Source organism: Fischerella sp. (assembly GCF_013388695.1).
Lineage (GTDB): Bacteria > Cyanobacteriota > Cyanobacteriia > Cyanobacteriales > Nostocaceae > PCC9605.
In genome coordinates this window covers 1-19379 of sequence record NZ_JACAEU010000179.1, presented here as the reverse complement: position 1 = coordinate 19379, position 19379 = coordinate 1, and the positions used below count along the sequence as shown (strand labels likewise).

The window sequence follows — 19379 nt, the reverse complement described above, 5'->3', positions numbered from 1 at the left end:
TCATGAATTATGTTTGCATACATTTTTGTAGCTCGATGCCAAATCATTGTAGAGACGTAGCATTGCTACGTCTCTACATATCCGTGAATTGTAAATTCATATCTTGATTCAGCAACGCCCAAATTTTTATGTAATTTTTCCAAGTGTTTGGGCGATCGCTTCAGCATCTTTGCCAAAAAAGTTTCCCTGTCGCCGTTACTCCAAATGATAATGATTAACTATGAGTTGCCAATGGTGCGGGTTGGGTTTGCACCGCTTGGCTTATCTCAGCATTGACAATTAGTAGAATTGCTGTTCTGTTATTTGAACCAATGGAAAGGCTGTTTCTTGGAGAATCGCGATCGCTATAATTGCTATTTTGACCTTCAACCTGGTGACAGCAAAAATCAGACATCACTTCCCGGACGCCACCCGCCGAGAAATGCTGTAACACCTAACACAGCCAATGCTAAAGTCCTCCACTTCAGCGGTGGATTCATGTCAAACCAATCCAAGAAAGAGGGTATTGCTAGCTTGCTAAAGTCTCCCTCGACGCGATCTTGCCCTTCAATTGGTGCAAAAATATTGTTTGGCGCATCCTCTGACTTTGGTTCATTTGTGCCCTGTGCAAAACCTATCAGCAGCAGTAGTGAATCTACTAAGGAAGGTGATATTTTCTGTAGCAAATCCAACACCTTGCCTACATCGCCGACGATAAAATCACGCATAGGGTGTTCGGCAGCATAAAGGATAGCGTCAGCAACAAGATCGGGTTGATAGTAAGGTGGAATACCAGTAGGTTTAACTCCCAGCTTAGTGCCAACCTTGTTGTAATAAGGTGTGTTGATTGTCGCGGGCAATATTGAGGTAACGCTAATGGGCAATTTTTCGTGCTGCAACTCGACGCGCAGGGTTTCTAAAAAACCTTCCAAACCATGCTTGGCTGCACAGTAGGGACTTTGCAACGGCAGACTCCGCCTACCCTGCATTGAAGATATATGAATTAACGCCCCGCGTCCCTCGCGCTTCAAATGGGGTAGTGCCACCATTGCACCGTATACTTGTCCCATTAAGTTCACCTGAACAATTCGTTCAAACTCCTGCGGTGTAATTTTCTCAAAAGGCGCAATTACACCTGTAGCAGCAACATGAACCCAAGTATCCAACCGTCCGTATTCTGCTACGGTTTGGGAAGCGATCGCCTCTCGCAACGGTCTATGTCCCAGAGGATCGCTGGCGTAGTCTAACCAGTCTAGACTAGCACGACTGTGACTAGAGAGCAGCTTGCGCCATAGCTGTATAGGAAATTGGTCAAAAGCAGGTCGCCCGTAACGAAAACTGATGGGCGTATTGGGCCCTGCCATATTGGGGATGTCAATCTTCGTTAGTACAGCAGCGTAATGCGATAGTTTGATTGGCAATCGAGCCATCTTATTTTCAGATGGCGGCGAAGCCGAGTGTAGTAGATCGTCGGGCAGTTGAGTGCTGACAAACGTACCGGAACCAACAATAGTTTGCAGATAACCTTCGTCGATCAGCTGTTCGTAGCTTTGAGTCACGGTGAGCCGAGAAACTCCCAAAGACTTTGCCAGCAAGCGCGTAGAAGGAAGCCGCTGCCCTTGGGATAACCTCCGCTCAAGGAAATAATTCTTCCCTCCTATCTGCACAATTACACTCGCAAATAAGTGCATCTTCATAGAAAATTATTATCAAAACAGAATTCTCGCCTAGCCTCACAATAAATCTGGGAGGGAAAATTGCCGTTGTTTATCTAATTCTTGCAACCGCAACTTCTCAGCATAAAAAGCTTGATAGTATGATTGCCAACGCTCTGGTTCTGCTTCAGGATCGGTTTGCTCCCACAATTCTAAGAAATGACGATAGCGCTTTTCTCGCAATACACGTTCCATGCAAGCAGTTGCAGCTTGGACTACTTGAGGAGTACGCAGTATCTCTTTCTTGCCAATCTCGTTGAGTTGAAATAGATGGGAAACTAACCCCATTTCTTCGGGAAACTCCAGGCATTTATCTTGCACTTTTGATATTAAATCAACCTCTAAATCATCAGAGGAAATTTCTAAAATTTGCCGCCATAAAAATCGATGGTGGGAAAGGCTAAATTGCAAATCCCGTTCTTCCAAAGTGTCAGTAATAGCTTGGCGCTGTTCGGGACAATGCAAGTAAATTCTTAGCAATAAAGCTTCTGCTTGTTCTAAAAGACTTTTTTCTAGTGTTGGTGCAGTTGTTTGACTTGCTTGTGTAGAGAATTCTTGTGTTTGTCTATACTGTGGTTGACGGAATGCGCTTCTTGATGACCCGGGGATATAGCCTGGTCTAGAGCTATTATCGGGTGCAACTTGAGTTAGGAGATTTTCTACTCTTAGAGGTACTAGCCTGGCGTCCCCAAGAGCTAAAATTTCTGCACAATGAGAAACGTAATAGTTAAGCGTATCAAGGTTAGTTATATTTTTCAGTAATTTTACTAACTGCTGCGAGACTTGTTGAAAGTCTGTAGCTTGCTTCAAGTCTCGGTCTTTCGTAATTTGCTGAATTTGCCAATCTAGCCACAGGGGTGCATTTGCTACCAGTTGTTGATAGTCTGCTGGTGTGTGGGTGTGCAAGTACTCATCAGCATCTTTGCCATCTGGCAAGTTGAGAATTTTTAACTGAACTTCGCCCTTGTATGCCAGTTCGGCAATTTCTCCTATAGCCCTTTCGGCGGCTATCTTCCCGGCTTTATCGGCGTCAAAGTTGAGTATTAGTTGTTTCGAGTCGCTGTAGCGCAATAATAGCCGTACTTGGTCTATACTCAGGGCAGTACCCAAAGAGGCGACGACGTTGTTAATTCCGGCAGCGTGGAGAGCGATCGCATCAAAATATCCCTCTACCACCACAGCTTGATCGTGTTGAGAAATGCCAGCTTTGGCCTTGTCGAGGGCAAATAAAGTTTTACCTTTATTAAAAAGTTCAGTTTCCGGTGAATTTAGATACTTCGGTTGCTCATCTCCCAAACTTCTGCCACCAAAGCCAATCGTGCGTCCCATCACATCATGGATAGGGATGATCGCGCGATCGCGAAACACATCATAATACCCACTACCTTCTTTGCGGGGTTTAATCAATCCCGCTTTTTCCACCAACTGGACTGGATAGCGTTTATCTTCTACCAAATAGCGGTAGAGAGTTTCCCAACCCACGGGAGCATAACCCAAGTTAAACTGCACAATTGTTTCATCTTGCAGTTGGCGCTGCTGTTGCAGATACTGAAGGGCTAGCTGTCCTTGGGATTGCCTGAGGGCATGTTGATAGAATTGGGAAGTAGAAGCGAGAATTTCATAAAGCTGCGATCGCTCTGATAATTGCCGCTGCAACTCTTGTCTTTGTTCGGGTTCCAGAGTTTGCACGGGTACTTGGTAACGTCGCGCTAAATCCAGCACCACTTCTGCAAAAGAGTGCTTGTGCAAATCCATCAGAAATTTGATCGCATTACCCCCAGCTTGACAGCCAAAGCAATAGTACATTTGCTTGGTGGGGCTAACGGTAAAACTAGGGCTTTTTTCATCATGGAAGGGACACAAACCCACAAAATCTTTGCCGCGCCTGCGTAAAACAACGTATTCTGAGACGACATCGTAGATGTCAGCCCGTTGTTTAATTTCCTCTATCGTATCTGGGTGTAAACGAAATTGCATAAAGTCAAGAGTCAAAAGTCAAGAGTCAAAAGTCAAGAGTTATTGCTTTTGACTCTTGACTCTTGACTATGGACTAATCGTTCTGATGGCTATTATATTCTTGTTTGCAAATCAAGAATAATGTATAGAATTGCTTGCACTTAAATTTTATTAGAGGAAATACTGAAAATGGGACGTATTTTTCTTTCCGCAGCCCACGGAGGCAAAGAAACGGGAGGAATTGATCCAGGCTCAATTGCCGGTGGTACTACCGAAGCTAGAGAGATGATTTTGCTGCGCGATTTAATTTTAACCGAACTGAGAGCGCGTAGTTTTGAGGTTTTGTCGGTTCCTGATGACGTGAGTGCCAAGCAAACTATCGAATGGATCAATTCCCGTGGTCGTCGGGGTGATATTGCGCTAGAAATTCACGCTGATGCTGCTGGCAATCCTTCGGTGCGTGGGGCTAGTGTATTTTATATTGCCAGCAATGACGAACGCAAAAGCAACGCCGATCTATTACTAATGGGGTTGCTGCGCCGTGTTCCCCAATTGCCCAATCGCGGAGTTAAGCCGGATACAGCTTCGGGTTTAGGTAGTTTGGCATTTTGTCGCCAGACAAAAGTGCCTTCCTTATTGATGCAAGTTGGTTTCTTAAGCAGTCCCGACGATCGCTCTTTGCTACAAAATCGCCGTCGTGACTTTGCCTTGGGAATCGCTGATGGATTGGCTGCTTGGAGTCGTAGTATTGATGCTGGTTCTGGAGACGGGGGAGAAGCAACTTATGCGGCAATTAATATCAACATTAACGGGCAAAACTATCCAGAGCAAGGAATACTGATTAACGGTAATGCTTACATTCCTATTGATTTAGTAGATCGCTTGCGAATTGACTTATCGAAAGCGCCCAACGTCCGCCGCATTACCTATCGCCGAGTTGTTTATGTCAAAGCTATTGAACTGCGAGAATTTAATATTTCTGTCAGTTGGGATAGTGGGACTAAGACTGTAACATTACGTTCCAACTTGGTAATCTGCCCCGGTCAAATTGATCGGATTATGTCGCATGGCAATTCCTCAGAAGTGCAGATGCAGATATTTCTGAAAAATAACAATGAAAATGCCTTGGTGCAGTTTCCAGATATAGCCAAACTCTATCGAGAAGAAGCCACTACAGAAGGGGTTAACTATGACATTGCTTTCTGTCAGATGTGTGTAGAAACAGGATTTTTACGCTTTGGCGACGATATCAAATCTGAGCAAAATAATTTTGCAGGTCTGGGAACGATTGGTGGCGGTACGGAAGCAGCAACTTTTGAAAATGCCAGAATTGGTGTGAGGGCACACATCCAACACTTGAAAGCTTATGCCAGTTTAGAACCCTTGGTAAAGGAAGTAGTAGACCCGCGATTTCGTTTTGTCACACGCGGTATTGCCCCCTTGGTAGATCAATTATCGGGGCGGTGGTCTGCTGATTTAGATTATGGTAACAAGATTATGGCAATGCTCAAACGCCTCTACGAGTCGGCAGGATTGATGTAAGTAGGTCAGCACGAATAAAGTTAACTCGGGAGGGTCGTTATTCGTCATTTGTCATTGGTCATTGGTAAGGGTTTGAGCAATATTTACCTTTCTTGACATAGCTGCTTTTATTCTTACCTACTTATTTTTGGAAATAACTGCATATCAATTCGCCTGGATCGTTGTCTTCAAACGGGACAATCACTTCATCTGATTCAACCTTAATGCGATCGCGACAGTTGTAGACTTCGATGGGTCTTTTGACTCCATCTACACTCACGGCTGCCCTGTATTCCCAATAATTTTTGGCACTGCGTTTAATACTCAAAATACAAATCTGATGACCCTGATAATTTCGGCATACTAATGCTTCGGCAGGAAATACTACTAAGAAAAAGAGTATTAATGGTAGCACCAAGGCAATATATTTCATTAGCAAAGAAAGGTGTAAAGATAGACTACTTATTTACGCATAGTCAGTTCTGCTTGCGAAAGTGCGATCGCATTCTCTAATGCTGTGCTGGTGGACAATTGTAATTCAGATCAATTAATTTTCAAAAATTGAATCATTTTTTCTGCTGTTTTGACAAATTTATCCTACAGTCTGGAAATTATAACTCACTGAACTTATGCGTTGATGTTGATTTTGACACAAAATGAAAGTGGTTAAAACAGTCCGCACTCTGTAAGTAGTCGGAGTATAAATTGCAATAGTACTTTATTATGCAATTATGCAAGTTATTGAGTATCAATCATTACGGCGACTGTGGATTGCGCGATCGCACTCACTTCCACAAAAAAGCGATCGCACTCATGGGTACATTTTATTGACCGAACAAAGCACTCATTAAAAAGTAAAAAGGCATTCATAAAGAGGTCACGCTTCACCATTATTTATTTATGGAACGATCGGGAAAACATTCCCAATCGAGACGCATAGCGCGAGAAATAATACGTCCAAATCAAGTTAAAAGTTAAAAGTTAAAAGACACTCATAATAAATTGTCTTTTTTTTTTACTTTTTAATTTTTACTTCTTAAGAGATAAGCCCATAAAAACTAATAAACAATCAAAAAAGGTGGCTTTTTAGCCACCTTAACAACAAATTTCCAATTCAAAAAATTTTAATTAAGACCCGGCTAGAACAAAATCTACATCACTTGTTCCGCCTGTTTCTGACTGACCAGAACGCAATTGCTGACCATTTACTTCTACAGCAAAAGGTGTACTGCCTAAGTTGAGATTGTAGTCAGTTTTCTGATTTGTATATCCAACACTGGCAATCATTTTCCGACCAGCATCGGTGTAGAGAAAAGCCAACATTTGATTTTTTTGTTGCTTATTGTCATATGCCCAAATCACCATATATTGATTACCTTGATAATCAAATATCTTCGGCGGACGGTTGGGAACATAACGACCAGCTTCACCAAAGCTTTTATCCAGAAAACCTTGCACAGAGTTAGTTTCTACGGTTGCATAAGCAACTTCTTGTGGAGATGTAGCTACAGCGTCGCCTTGACTTTCATCAACAACTTCTTCTTTACCACGGTTGCGGAAATAATCTACTGCGGCTTTAGTCCCAATGGCACCAACGGCTGCAACTCCAGCACCGATGAGTATATTGCGAAGTTTGTTATTATTCATCGTTGATTTTGATGATTAAAAAACATCATAGTTAATAGTCAAGGGTCAAGGGTCAATAGTCAATAGTCATTAGTCATTAGTCATTGGTCATTTGTTATTGGTTCTTTCTTCCACTCCCCCACTCTCCCACTCCTCCATCACCCCACCTCCCCACTTCTTCGCAGTCTCACGCTTGCCAACTCTGCTGCTAATTTGATTGCTGCTTTCATACTCGTTGCATCAGCAATTCCTTTACCAGCAATATCAAATGCTGTACCGTGATCTGGTGAGGTACGAATGAAGGGAAGACCGATAGAAGTATTTACTGCTCGGTCAAATGCCATTAGCTTGACTGGAATTAAACCTTGGTCGTGGTAGAGTGCGAGGTAAGCATCAGCAGCTTTGGTAGGATCAATTCCACCATACCAAGCTTGACCAGGCTTGACCCACATTGTATCTGGCGGAATGGGGCCATCTAGCTGCCAATTCGGGCGTTGTTGACGTTCTTGATCTAGCCAGGGGATTAACCAATCTTGTTCTTCACGTCCGAGTTGTCCCTGTTCGCCACTGTGGGGATTTAAACCCGCGATCGCAATTTTTCCATTCTCAATACCAAAATCTTGCTCTAAACACTCCACCAATAAATCAAGTTTTTTCGTCAACAATTCTGGTGTTAACACCTGCGGTACTTGACACAAAGGAATATGCGTAGTAGCTAATAAACTTCGCAGCGTCCAGTCAGTATGGGGCGATCGCGCTACGAATAACATGCCAAATCTATCTGTACCTGACTTTTGAGCTAAAAGTTCTGTTTGCCCTGGATAGTCATACCCCGCTGCCTTCCAAGCAGATTTAGCGATCGGGGCGGTAACTATGGCATCAAATTCTCCTTGTTGAGTTCGGGCGATCGCACATTCGATATAGGCAAAACTAGCTGCACCACTAGCTGCGTTACCCGTTCCAATGACAATTTCACTTTTAATTTGTTCTTCTAGTGGCACGTCAAGAATTGACAAGTTTTCTGGATTTGCCAAAGGTACTAAATTTCCATTTACGAGAACTCTAGTATAATTTTGTAATAGTAATTCCTGGCTACCTACAACAGTTACATCAAAATTTTTACTCAACTCGGGGTCTGCCAAAGCTTTTAAAATCACTTCTGGCCCTATTCCAGCGGGATCTCCCAACGTCAGTGCTAGGCGGGGGCGATGCGGCAATGGCAAAATATCATTTTTTTTATTTAATAAAGACATACAAGCAATTCTCTTATCCCAGCTTTTAACTTGCCTTTCAAAAGCGTCTCGATGTGATAATGTTAACTGACACCAGACAAGGGAAATGGAGCCTGACGAGTGAAAGCAATCTTGACCCCAGACTCCAAGTCAATTCTTGAGTCAAGCAGCTGTCATGCTCCAGTGGTGATATTTGTACCTAGCTATTTACTTAGTTGCAAAGGTTACAATATCTTGTCATTTACTCCGTTTATCCCCGAGGGTTAACCTGAGAATCTGTGTCACAATACTTCATATTAGTCTCATCCTATCAGCTGTTCTGTAAGGCTCTGGTAGACTTAACTTAATTAAACAATTCGCAAAGGAGAATTACAGTAATGGGTGGCGAAATGTTCAATGCAGCGATATTATCCTTCAGCTTAATATTTGTAGGCTGGGGCTTAGGCGCTTTATTACTGAAAATTCAGGGCGCAGAAGAAGAGTAATTCCTTCCCAGAAGCACTTTGAAACCGAGAGGCTCCTTTATAGTCTCTCGCTTCTGTTTGCATCTTCAAAAAGAATGTAAACTTTTGTTTGTTCATGCGATTCTGATAAGATTTTATTCATAAAAGTTTAAGTTTTGTAAAGAACCCTCATGACATTATTAATTGTCGGTGCCACTGGCACCTTGGGAAGACAAGTGGCTCGTCGTGCCATCGATGAGGGGTATAAAGTACGTTGTCTTGTCCGGAGTGCAAAGAAAGCCGCATTTCTCAAAGAGTGGGGTGCGGAACTTGTACCGGGAGATTTGTGCTACCCCCAAACGCTCAAAGCAGCGCTGGAAGGTGTAACCGCAGTCATTGATGCGGCCACTTCTCGTCCCACCGATTCACTGAGTATCAAACAAGTAGACTGGGAAGGTAAGGTATCCTTAATTCAAGCGTGTTTGGCGGCAGGTGTAGAGCGTTTTATATTCTTTTCTATATTGGATGCTGACAAGTATCCAGAAGTGCCGCTGATGGAAATCAAGCGGTGTACAGAATTGTTTTTGGCAGAGTCCGGTTTGAATTACACCGTATTGCAGCTGGCTGGCTTTATGCAAGGCTTAATTGGTCAATATGGAATTCCCATTTTGGAAAACCAGCCAGTTTGGGTGACAGGTGAGTCTTCGCCTATTGCCTATATGGATACTCAAGATATAGCTAAATTTGCCATTCGGGCATTGAGCATACCGGAAACCGAAAAGCGAACTTTCCCAGTGGTTGGTACTCGCGCTTGGAGTGCCGAGGAAATTATTAGTTTGTGCGAGCGCTTATCTGGAAAAGAAGCTAGAGTAACGCGGATGCCAGTAAACTTACTGCGTACCGTGCGCCGGATGCTGCGGTTCTTCCAATGGGGATGGAATGTAGCAGACAGACTGGCATTTACAGAAGTACTAGCAAGCGGTCGACCTCTCAATGCTTCAATGGATGCAGCATATCAAGTCTTTGGCTTTGATCCAAAAGATACCACAACTCTAGAAAGCTACTTGCAAGAGTACTTCAATCGCATTATGAAGAAGCTCAAAGAGCTAGACTACGAAAAAAATAAAGCCAAAAAAAAGAAAGAAAAAAAGACTCCGTTTAAAAAAGTTGATGGTCAATAGTCAATGGTTGGTGGTTGGTAGTTGGTGGTTGTTTGGAACAGACAACAAACAACAAACAACAAACAACTAATGACTAAATTGACCAAAATGTGTAAGGATTAACATAATAAAGAGCAGCGCCTTAAGATTGGATATTTGAGTGTGCCGAAAGCAGGCATTATCTACAACGACGTTAAACCGATAGCAGGTCGCGTCGCCATTGAGTTGGAAGAAAAGTTCACTGCCGCTGGTTGGGATGTCTGCATCACAACTGGCGCTGGTGGTATGTTGGGTTACTCTACCCCAGATAGCCCGGTATGCCACACGCCGATTGAAGGTCTAACGCCTCCTGGCTTTGACTCAGAAACACAGTTTGCGGTTGTGCTGGGTGGAGATGGTACAGTTTTGGCAGCATCTCGCCTGGTAGCTCCTTGTGGTATCCCCATGCTCACAGTTAATACTGGTCATATGGGGTTCTTGACGGAAGCTTACCTTAACCAACTGCCCCAAGCAATAGAGCAGCTAATGGCCGGTAAGTATGAAATTGAAGAACGAGCAATGCTCACTATCAAGGTGTTTCGAGGAGATTCATTACAGTGGGAGGCCCTCTGTTTAAATGAAATGGTGCTACATCGAGAACCATTGACCTCTATGTGCCATTTTGAAATTGCAGTGGGTCGTCACGCGCCAGTCGATGTTGCCGCAGATGGTGTGATTATTTCTACGCCGACCGGTTCTACAGCTTATTCATTGAGTGCTGGCGGGCCTGTGGTAATCCCTGGTGTGCCTGCATTACAGCTAGTGCCTATTTGTCCTCATTCTCTGGCTTCTAGGGCATTGGTGTTTCCCGATACAGAACCAGTAAATATCTACCCAGTAAATACCCCTCGGTTAGTGATGGTGGTTGATGGTAATGGCGGGTGTTATGTTTTGCCAGAGGATCGGGTACACGTAGAGCGATCGCAATATTGTGCTAAATTCATTCGCCTACAATCGCCAGAATTCTTTCGAGTTTTGCGGGAGAAACTAGGCTGGGGTCTGCCACATATTGCTAAACCTACTTCGGTGGAATTGCCGTAATAGTCAATGGTCATTTGTCATTTGTCATTGGTTAGTAGTTAGTGGATAGTGGTTAGTAGTTAGTGGTTTTTAACTATGCCCAATCCCCAATCCCCAATCCCCATTACCCCTTATCCCCAATTCCCAATGCCCGATGCCCGTGCCCGATGTCCACTCTCCCACTCTCCCCATCTCCCCATCTCCCCCTCCCCTATTCCCCATTCCCTAAATTTTGAACTAGAGATTAAATTTATTGCTTCTGAGTGTTCGGATTGCTGAATCTGATACATTAACGTGCTAAAACTTTTTAGATAATGTGTCAAATTATGATATGTCTATAGCCAAATACTCCCAAACTGCTTCTTCCCTATCCAACATCTGAAGTAAAACATTAATATGACGCTTGCTCACACCCCCTGTGTTTTGGTGATTGAAAGCGACGAAAATCTCGCACACCAGATCGCTTTTGATTTAAAAGAAACTGGCTACGATCCTGTTGTGGCTCATGATGGAACAAACGGTTTGCAACAAGGCCGCGATCGCCAACCAGCTTTGGTTGTAATTGACAGGATGCTGGCAGGAGAATCAGGACTCTCGTTGTGTAAAAATCTCAGAACAGCCGGAATGCGATCGCCTGTGCTGGTATTAATGGCACGGGATACAGTGGACGATCGCGTCGCTTGTCTAGAAGCAGGAGCTGATGATTACTTCCTCAAACCTTATCGTTCCGAAGATTTTTTGAACTTAATTCGCCTGTACTTAAAACCTGATATTGATACGACAGAGCAGTTACGTTTTGGGGATCTAATTTTAGACCTTGCAACCCGCCGCGCTATTCATAACGGACGAGCAATAGACTTGACAATGAAAGAATTTGAATTGCTCAAGTATCTGATGGAACACCCCCGTGAAGTATTAACCCGGGAACAAATTCTAGAAAATGTTTGGGGTTACGACTTTATGGGCGAATCAAATGTGATAGAAGTGTATATTCGCTACTTACGCCTAAAAATAGAAGATGAAGGTCAAAAGCGCTTGATTCAAACAGTGCGTGGTGTCGGTTATGTCTTAAGAGAATCTTAGAAGTAGGAGTGGGAGATGGGGAGATGGGGAGAGTGGGAGAGTGGGAGAGTGGGAAAGTGGACATCGGGCACGGGCATCGGGCATTGGGAATTGGGGAAGGTGGGGCCCCCTCTGGGGATAAGGGGTAATGGGGATTGGGGATTGGGCATAGTTAAAAACCACTAACTACTAACCACTATCCACTAACTACTAACCAATGACAAATGACAAATGACTATTAACTAAAATTTATGATTCGTTCACTAACTTTGCTTTCACTACTTTTGGGTGTTCTACTAATAGGCTGTTCTAGTCCAACACCTGCTAAACCTCCTAGTTCTAGCTCCTCTGCACCAGTGAATACTGAGCAACAATCACTTACAAAGGGTCAGCAGTTACCAATTTCTGCTCGCGCCGTTGTTCCTAATGGCATCAAAATTGATTTAGAAGTAGCACGAACACCTGAACAACAACAGATGGGGTTGATGTATCGACCTGCTTTACCAGACAATCGGGGGATGCTGTTTCATTTCTCTTCACCACTGGCTGCTAGTTTTTGGATGAAAAATGTACCCGTACCCCTAGATATGGTCTTTTTACGCAAAGGGGTAGTCCAAGCGATTGCTGCTGCTGTACCTCCCTGTAAAGCCGATCCTTGTCCCACGTATGGCCCAAGAACACAAATCGATCAGGTGATTGAACTGCGTTCGGGGCGAGCCGCAGAATTAGGGTTAAAAGCTGGGGATCGTGTCAAAATTGATTTCTTTGATATCAGTAATTTACGGAGATGATAATTTGACCTAGGTTACTAGGATACCTATAAAATCGTACTTTTACAGATTCTGATACAAAAGTCACTAAATACCTGGTAAAAAAGTTAATAGTGAAGTTAATATCTAATACAGTGTCAAACAGATGAATCCCTAAGATTTCTAGGCGGGGATCGCTATTTTAGCATTTGGTAACTAAAATCTATCTTTTGGCGTACGTGTAAAGATTGGCCAATAAGAGATTATATAGCAAAGGAATCCTCCTCACTACAGGTGTATTCAAATAAACAATTGCAGTAAAAAGGAGAAATCCAATTAACTAGCTCGGCTGCTTGAGATCTAAATATATAAAGTAGCGCTAAAATTAATAACTTCCGCAGACTTTTGTCAAGGAGCACCTAATACACAAACTGCTTTAGTTTGTTGATTGGGCGATCGCTCAGTAACAGATGAAAGACTGACTACTAGCTACTTAAAAGTTGTGGCATCAATGATGACCGCACGAACTACTGAAGAGGGTGAACTACAAAATGCTACCATCTAACTATTCTCAATTGATTAATTTTTTGCAAGAGGAACTGGCAATTTCCGCAGCCTCTATTGATGTTGCTCTTCGTCACAGTCAGCAAGATCCTGGTCCTTTGCCGATGATTCTTTGGCAATACGGGTTGATTACTCTCGAACAATTAGAACAAATTTATGATTGGCTAGAAACAGCAGCATAGGTATGAGTAGCTTCTTCAGGAGGATAAATATATGTGGGTTCGACTCTGCCTTTTGCAAAGCCTGGTAGAGAGGAAAAGACGCTCTAGCAGTCTTGATTGTGTCGGCTATAACAAGTTACAAGAGCGGGTTGAGAAATCAGCCCGCTCTTTAAATTTGTTAACACTTGGTTGTTGGTTAGTAGTTAGTAGTTAGTAGGTGGCTACTACCCACTAACCACTATCCACTAACCATTAACAAATTGGTAAGTTAACTTCTCCTAAAAGCACTCTTTGTGTTGCTCCAGTGACGGTTGGTAGATTACCAGGAGTACCTAATTGTCGCCAGTAGGCTAAAACTGCAAAGGCGATCGCTTCTTTGAAGTCCGCACTCAATCCAACTTCATCGGTTGTTAAAACTGGCACTGAAGTCAAAAGCTGTTGCAGGCGATGTTTTAAATAAAGATTGCGACTGCCACCGCCGCATAAAAATACTCGTTGTGGCATGTGTGGCAAAAAAGAGCGGTAACTGTGAACAATTGAAGCAGCTGTAAGTTCTGTGAGAGTAGCTAGCAAATCTGCTGAACTTAGTTGGTATGGTTCAGCATCTTTTATACACTGTTGCAGGTAAGCAAAGCCGAATAATTCTCGACCCGTGGATTTGGGTGGTGGCAGATGAAAGTACTCTTGCTGAAGCCATTGTTCTACTAGTGCATGGCATGGTGTACCACTCGCTGCCCAAGAGCCGTTTTCGTCATAGGTTTTTGCGTCATTAGTTAAATACTGTACTGCCAGATCCAACAGGCTATTTCCCGGCCCTGTATCCCAACCGCGAATCTTCTCCAGCCAGTTATCCCCCCGAGGCGGTATATAAGTAACATTACTTATGCCGCCAATATTTTGAATACAACATGATTCTTGGGGATGACTGAGCAAAGCTGCATCTACAGGAGATACAAGGGGCGCACCTTGACCACCAGCAGCAATATCCGCTACACGGAAGTTACTCACGGTCGTAATGCCCGTTAATTGAGCAATGACAGCACCGCGACCGAGTTGGAGGGTGTAACCAAGGAATCGAGGAGTGGGGGAGTGGAGGAGTGGGGGAGTAAGTAAGTTACTGATTTCTCCCCCTCTCCCAACGCCAGGTGCTTTATGCCGGGGAAAGAGTCCACCGCACTGGCTCCTCTCCCCCTCTCCCCTTCCTCCTTGAGGTGGTCGATGATAAACTGTCTGACCGTGGGAGCCAATTAAATTAGCTGTTTCGTGACCAATTTGAATATTTTGTGCTGCTTGGGCAAAGGCAATGGCGATCGCATCATCTAATTCTGCCAATTCTGCCATTGAGATAGCTTTTCCAGCACAAACAGCCAGAATGCATTCTCTCATTTCATCTGGGTATGGATATGTTGCCCCAGCTAGCAATTCTACTTTTAAATCGAAGTCTGTACCAGAAATATCAACTAAAGCTGCATCTATACCGTCTACAGATGTGCCGCTGATTAAACCGATGACGTATGTCATAAATATTGTTAGTGGTTAGTAGTTAGTGGTTAATTGTTTACTACTTTCCCCACTCTCCCCATCTTCCCATCTCCCCATCTCCTCATTCCCCATTCTCCGAATACATTTTTTTATCAGTAGCAATGATATGTAAATCGACATTTTTAAGCAACTTTACTAATTTTTGAGTTAAAGACCCTCTTAGAAATAATTGCCAGCGCGATCGCTGACTTTCACCGATAACAATCTGGGTAATGTGGTATTTCTGGGCAACTTCAGCGATCGCTTTAGCGATGTTGCTGCTGGTAACGCGAATAAAAGTACCTTCAAATTCTTTACAGAGTTTCTCGCACATATCGATGTGCAAGCTTTCCTCTTTAGTGAGGAAGCGGTCTGGGTCGGCAACAAATACGGCAAAAAGAGGAGCATTCATGTAGTTGGCAAGCCTAGCACCCCGACGTAATAATTGCAGTGAGTTGGGATAGGTAGAGACGCAAACTAACACCCGCTCTTGAATATTACAGAATTCACCTTGTAGAGTAGCGCCGTTTGCGAAACTTGCACCGAGTTCTCTTGCTTCTTCTTCAACGTTGTCTGCGATTTCCCGCAATGCCAACTCGCGTAAAGCAACCAAGTTGCGACGCTGGAAAAAGTGATTGAGTGCTTGTTGAATTTTTTGCGGGGCGTAGATTTTACCTTCTAGTAACCTTTCTTCTAGAGTTTCTGGCGTAACATCTACTACAACTACTTCATCTGCATCATCCAGAATGCGGTCAGGAATGCGTTCCCGCACTACTACACCAGTGATTCTTGCTACTAAGTCATTGAGGCTCTCCAAATGTTGAATATTCATGGTGGAGTAGACATCAATGCCGTGCTGCAAAATGATTTCTACATCTTGGTAGCGTTTTTCGCGGGGTGAACCAGGGACATTGGTATGTGCCAATTCATCAACTAATACCAATTGAGGCGATCGCGCTAAAATCGCATCCGTGTCCATTTCTGTCAGTATCAAATTACCGCGTGTAATTGAAGCGCGCGGTAATATTTCCAACTCTTCCGCCATTTCTGCTGTCTCTTTGCGTCCGTGGGTTTCCAACAACCCAATTACAACATCAATCCCTTCTTCTTTGAGTGCATGTGCTTCTTCCAGCATCTGGTAAGTTTTGCCAACACCAGGAGCCATACCTATAAAAATTTTGTGTTTGCCGCGACGTGCTGGATACATGAAAGTAAAAATAAGTAAACGTATTTTTCGCGGTGACTGTTAGTGGTTAGTGGATAGTGGTTAGTAGGAAATAACAGCTAACTATCAACTACTATCTACTAACTACCAACTACTATCTACTAACCACTATCTACTACCAACCAACAACTAAATAATTTATTGATTTCGTCCCCGGTTAATTTCTTGAAGGTCAAGAGCATAATTCAATTTCAGAAGATTAACTCCAGGCTCACCAAAAATACCTAAAAATCTATCATCCGTATACTGTTGAATTAATGGCAATATTTCCTCTCGGGTAATACCGCGTGCGCTAGCAACCCTCTCTAATTGTTCCTGGGCTGTTCTGACAGAAATATGGGGGTCTAAACCAGATCCAGAAGTGTAAATGAGGTCGGCAAACGGTTGAATACTCTCGTCTCTGAGTTGATTTGATCGTTCAACAATGCGATTCAGCAACTCTGGGTTGCTAGGAGCGAGGTTGCTTGCACCTGAAATACCTGTTGGCTTACCCAGTTTCCCTTGGCTATACCTAATAGTACTGGGACGACCCTGAAAATAGCGGTCAGATCGGAACTGTTGACCAATCAAAGCCGAACCAATATTCTCTCCTTGGATATTCTGCATGATGCTACCTTTTGCCTGGTATCTAAATACTTGACCTACTCCTAGGGTGGCGACAGGATAAATAATTGCTGTTAATAACCAGAGAAGTACAGTCATGCGAATCGCCCTGGCAATTTCTCGAATAATAAACATAGATTTCTTCTGCTTTCTATTTAGAAGCGTTCTGGTTGAAAAATCACAAAAAATAGATAGATTATAAGTGCCAAGGTGATAAATCCCAAAATGCCTATAGCCCAAGCCGAACGACGTTCCAAAGCACCGTCAGCTGCTGCATAAACAATAGGAGCAGTAATCAAATTCAGACACAAACTGATAAAAATCGCCAACGGTAATTTTTGTCTGCGCCATTGTGACCAAATAAAAGAAATTGCTTTCAACAAATCCGCAGGTAAAAACCTGCGTTGTAAATTAATTATTTTCATACTCTTTTCCCACTCTTCCCTTTGTGTTCTTCGTGTACTACCCTAGCGAGAAGCCGCTAGCGCGTCTATGTGGTTCGTTTTCTAAGTACAGCTTTGCATAAAATCATATCTTTTTTAAACGCAGAGGCTCGCAGAGTCAGCGCACCAGGTAGCAGAGTGTTTCTACATTTAATTCGTTACGAATTTGCGCAACATTGCACTAAGCCAATCCTATTGCTGTAATTGCCAGATCAATTAACTTAATCGCGATAAACGGTGCAATTACACCACCTAAGCCATAAATAAAAATATTGCGTTGCAGCAGTTGATTGGATGTGAGTGGTCTAAACTTCACACCCTTTAGTGCCAAGGGAATTAAGACAGGAATAATCAAAGCATTATAAATTAGTGCTGACAGCACAGCAGAATTAGTGCTGGTCAGCTTCATAATATTCAAACTTTGTAAATTAGCAGAAGCAAATAATACTGGAATAATCGCAAAGTACTTAGCAATATCGTTGGCAATGGAGAATGTTGTTAATGCCCCACGAGTAATCAGCAATTGTTTACCTATGCCAACTATATCGATCAGTTTGGTAGGATCGGAGTCCAAGTCAACCATATTCGCTGCTTCTTTGGCTGCCTGAGTACCCGTATTCATTGCTACCCCAACATTGGCCTGTGCTAGTGCTGGTGCGTCGTTTGTACCGTCTCCCGTCATTGCCACTAGTTTGCCTTCAGCTTGTTCCCTTTGAATAACGGCGATTTTATCCTCTGGGGTAGCTTCGGCGATAAAGTCATCGACTCCCGCCTCTTTGGCGATTACAGAAGCAGTGATGCGGTTATCGCCAGTTAACATGATGGTACGCACTCCCATGCGCCGCAATTGTTCAAAGCGATCGCGTATTCCCGGTTTAACAATATCCTTAAGATAAATCACACCGTAGATTTCACCATCCAGGCAAACTGCTAAGGGTGTGCCTCCTTGCTGTGAAACTAATTCGTAGGCAGAATCTAGTTCTGGAGTATCTTGACCTCTACGCGATGCTCCAGAGGAGCCGCTACGCGAACGCACAAATCCCTTGATCGCATTTACCGCCCCCTTACGCGCTTCTTTCCCGTTGGGTAAGTTTGTACCACTCATGCGAGTTCTGGCGGAGAATTCGACTCCTTCAGTTTTTTCACGGTCGAAATCAATACTTGCGCCTAATTTTTCGGCTAGCCGGACAATCGATTTTCCTTCTGGTGTGTCATCAAATATACTTGCTACCAGCGCTACATAAGCAATTTCCTGCATGGTGTGACCGTTGACAGGAATGAAACCCTCTGCCAATCGGTTCCCCAAGGTAATCGTACCTGTTTTGTCAAGAACCAAGGAGTTAACATCGCCACAAGCTTCTACTGCTCGTCCGGAGGTGGCAATGACATTAAACTGGGCGACTCGATCCATGCCAGCGATACCGATCGCACTGAGTAAGCCACCAATAGTCGTTGGGATCAGTGCCACTAATAATGCCACTAAAATTGCCACGCTGACTGGACTTTGAACGTAGTTGGCAATTGATGGTAGTGTTGCCACAACAAAAAGAAATACTAAGCTCAGAACTGCTAGTAACACAGTCAGGGCAATTTCATTTGGTGTCTTGCTGCGTTCAGCCCCCTCCACCAGGGCAATCATCCGGTCAATAAATCCTTTGCCTGGGTCAGCTGTGATGCGAATAATTAGTTCATCGGAGATGATCCGCGTACCGCCAGTAACTGAACTGGCGACATCGGAACCTGTTTCTTTTAATACAGGGGCAGATTCACCGGTGATCGCCGACTCGTCTACACTAGCGGTTCCCATAATCACTTCACCATCGGCAGGAATGGTATCACCAGCCACAACGTAGACAGTATCACCTTGTTGCAGGCTGGTGGAAGGAACTTCTGAAATCGTGCCATCGGGAGAAAGTTTTTTGGCGATAGTTTCTGATTTAGTTGAGCGCAAAGCATCGGCTTGTGCCTTACCCCTGCCTTCTGCAACTGCCTCGGCAAAATTGGCAAACCACACAGTAAAAAACAAAATCACCGTAATCAAGCCGTTGAAAAGTCGTGGGTTTTTGTCTGGAACCGGCCCGAACAAGTCGGGTTCAATTGTGACTGCAAGGGTGACGAACGTCCCAACCCAGACTAGAAACATCACCGGATTCTTGATTGCTTGTTTAGGATTGAGCTTGACAAAAGCATCTTTGATGGCTCTACGATAAATCCCTTTAGTCTTTACCCGTGACTGTTTGCGTGCATGACGGCGATCGTAGGGACGAGAACGTGGGGATCTGGGAGATTTGGAGGTAGTAGCAGCTGGTTTCATATATTCAGGGAATGGGGAAGTGGGGGAGTGGAGGAGTGGAGGAGTG

General features: G+C 43.8%; 18 protein-coding genes. 7 read left to right on the top strand and 11 right to left on the bottom strand.

Annotation, left to right across the window (positions count from 1 at the left end):
* Positions 1-214 precede the first annotated feature (214 nt).
* The 3 genes from HXY43_RS24420 to dnaG are packed head-to-tail and all read right to left on the bottom strand — an operon-like array spanning position 215 to position 3671.
* A complete protein-coding gene (locus tag HXY43_RS24420; protein ID WP_290889043.1) occupies positions 215-394 on the bottom strand; it encodes a hypothetical protein in 180 nt (59 codons plus the stop codon).
* On the bottom strand, positions 387-1676 hold the full coding sequence (locus HXY43_RS24415) for an SDR family oxidoreductase (RefSeq protein ID WP_290889040.1): 1290 nt from the start codon (positions 1674-1676) through the stop codon (positions 387-389). Before HXY43_RS24415 ends, HXY43_RS24420 begins: the two co-directional genes overlap by 8 nt.
* Before the next feature lie 36 nt (positions 1677-1712).
* Positions 1713-3671, bottom strand: coding sequence for a DNA primase (dnaG, locus tag HXY43_RS24410; RefSeq protein WP_290889049.1), 1959 nt, complete (start codon positions 3669-3671; stop codon positions 1713-1715).
* A gap of 168 nt (positions 3672-3839) precedes the next feature.
* On the opposite strand from dnaG, the gene HXY43_RS24405 reads away from it, so the two are divergent.
* On the top strand, positions 3840-5192 hold the full coding sequence (locus tag HXY43_RS24405; RefSeq protein WP_290889036.1) for an N-acetylmuramoyl-L-alanine amidase: 1353 nt from the start codon (positions 3840-3842) through the stop codon (positions 5190-5192).
* A 121-nt stretch (positions 5193-5313) separates the two neighbouring features.
* On the opposite strand, the gene HXY43_RS24400 is transcribed toward HXY43_RS24405, so the two are convergent.
* The 3 genes from HXY43_RS24400 to pdxA form a co-directional block, all read right to left on the bottom strand.
* A complete protein-coding gene (locus HXY43_RS24400; protein WP_026734818.1) occupies positions 5314-5604 on the bottom strand; it encodes a hypothetical protein in 291 nt (96 codons plus the stop codon).
* 695 nt (positions 5605-6299) lie between these two features.
* Positions 6300-6818 carry a hypothetical protein gene (locus HXY43_RS24395; RefSeq protein ID WP_026734815.1) on the bottom strand — a complete coding sequence of 173 codons (519 nt, stop codon included), beginning with the start codon at positions 6816-6818 and terminating at the stop codon, positions 6300-6302.
* A gap of 137 nt (positions 6819-6955) precedes the next feature.
* The gene (gene pdxA / locus HXY43_RS24390; RefSeq protein ID WP_290889031.1) at positions 6956-8050 is read right to left on the bottom strand and encodes a 4-hydroxythreonine-4-phosphate dehydrogenase PdxA; all 1095 of its coding nucleotides are present in this window, start codon (positions 8048-8050) and stop codon (positions 6956-6958) included.
* 356 nt (positions 8051-8406) lie between these two features.
* Between pdxA and HXY43_RS24385 the strand changes: the two genes are divergently transcribed.
* The 6 genes from HXY43_RS24385 to HXY43_RS24360 all read left to right on the top strand — a co-directional run bounded on the left by HXY43_RS24385 (position 8407) and on the right by HXY43_RS24360 (position 13248).
* Positions 8407-8514 (top strand): PetM family cytochrome b6-f complex subunit 7, encoded by a 108-nt coding sequence (locus HXY43_RS24385; protein WP_026734813.1) that lies wholly within the window; start codon positions 8407-8409, stop codon positions 8512-8514.
* A gap of 149 nt (positions 8515-8663) precedes the next feature.
* Complete coding sequence (locus HXY43_RS24380) at positions 8664-9653, top strand: SDR family oxidoreductase (protein ID WP_290889028.1); 990 nt, start codon at positions 8664-8666, stop codon at positions 9651-9653.
* A 141-nt stretch (positions 9654-9794) separates the two neighbouring features.
* Positions 9795-10712, top strand: a complete 918-nt coding sequence (locus tag HXY43_RS24375; RefSeq protein WP_290889025.1) for an NAD(+) kinase — start codon at positions 9795-9797, stop codon at positions 10710-10712.
* A 375-nt stretch (positions 10713-11087) separates the two neighbouring features.
* Positions 11088-11774, top strand: coding sequence for a response regulator transcription factor NblR (nblR, locus tag HXY43_RS24370; protein WP_026734810.1), 687 nt, complete (start codon positions 11088-11090; stop codon positions 11772-11774).
* A 230-nt stretch (positions 11775-12004) separates the two neighbouring features.
* On the top strand, positions 12005-12544 hold the full coding sequence (locus tag HXY43_RS24365) for a DUF192 domain-containing protein (RefSeq protein WP_026734809.1): 540 nt from the start codon (positions 12005-12007) through the stop codon (positions 12542-12544).
* Positions 12545-13053: 509 nt separating this feature from the next.
* Positions 13054-13248, top strand: a complete 195-nt coding sequence (locus HXY43_RS24360; RefSeq protein WP_026734808.1) for a DUF2949 domain-containing protein — start codon at positions 13054-13056, stop codon at positions 13246-13248.
* Positions 13249-13479: 231 nt separating this feature from the next.
* On the opposite strand, the gene HXY43_RS24355 is transcribed toward HXY43_RS24360, so the two are convergent.
* The 5 genes from HXY43_RS24355 to kdpB all read right to left on the bottom strand — a co-directional run bounded on the left by HXY43_RS24355 (position 13480) and on the right by kdpB (position 19333).
* Positions 13480-14748 carry an anhydro-N-acetylmuramic acid kinase gene (locus HXY43_RS24355; RefSeq protein ID WP_290889019.1) on the bottom strand — a complete coding sequence of 423 codons (1269 nt, stop codon included), beginning with the start codon at positions 14746-14748 and terminating at the stop codon, positions 13480-13482.
* Between the two features lie 82 nt (positions 14749-14830).
* A complete protein-coding gene (locus tag HXY43_RS24350) occupies positions 14831-15955 on the bottom strand; it encodes a universal stress protein (protein ID WP_290889016.1) in 1125 nt (374 codons plus the stop codon).
* A 156-nt stretch (positions 15956-16111) separates the two neighbouring features.
* Positions 16112-16711, bottom strand: a complete 600-nt coding sequence (gene kdpC, locus HXY43_RS24345; protein ID WP_026734805.1) for a K(+)-transporting ATPase subunit C — start codon at positions 16709-16711, stop codon at positions 16112-16114.
* Between the two features lie 20 nt (positions 16712-16731).
* A complete protein-coding gene (gene kdpF / locus HXY43_RS24340; protein ID WP_290889012.1) occupies positions 16732-17001 on the bottom strand; it encodes a K(+)-transporting ATPase subunit F in 270 nt (89 codons plus the stop codon).
* 199 nt (positions 17002-17200) lie between these two features.
* Positions 17201-19333, bottom strand: coding sequence for a potassium-transporting ATPase subunit KdpB (kdpB, locus tag HXY43_RS24335; RefSeq protein WP_290889046.1), 2133 nt, complete (start codon positions 19331-19333; stop codon positions 17201-17203).
* Positions 19334-19379 lie beyond the last annotated feature (46 nt).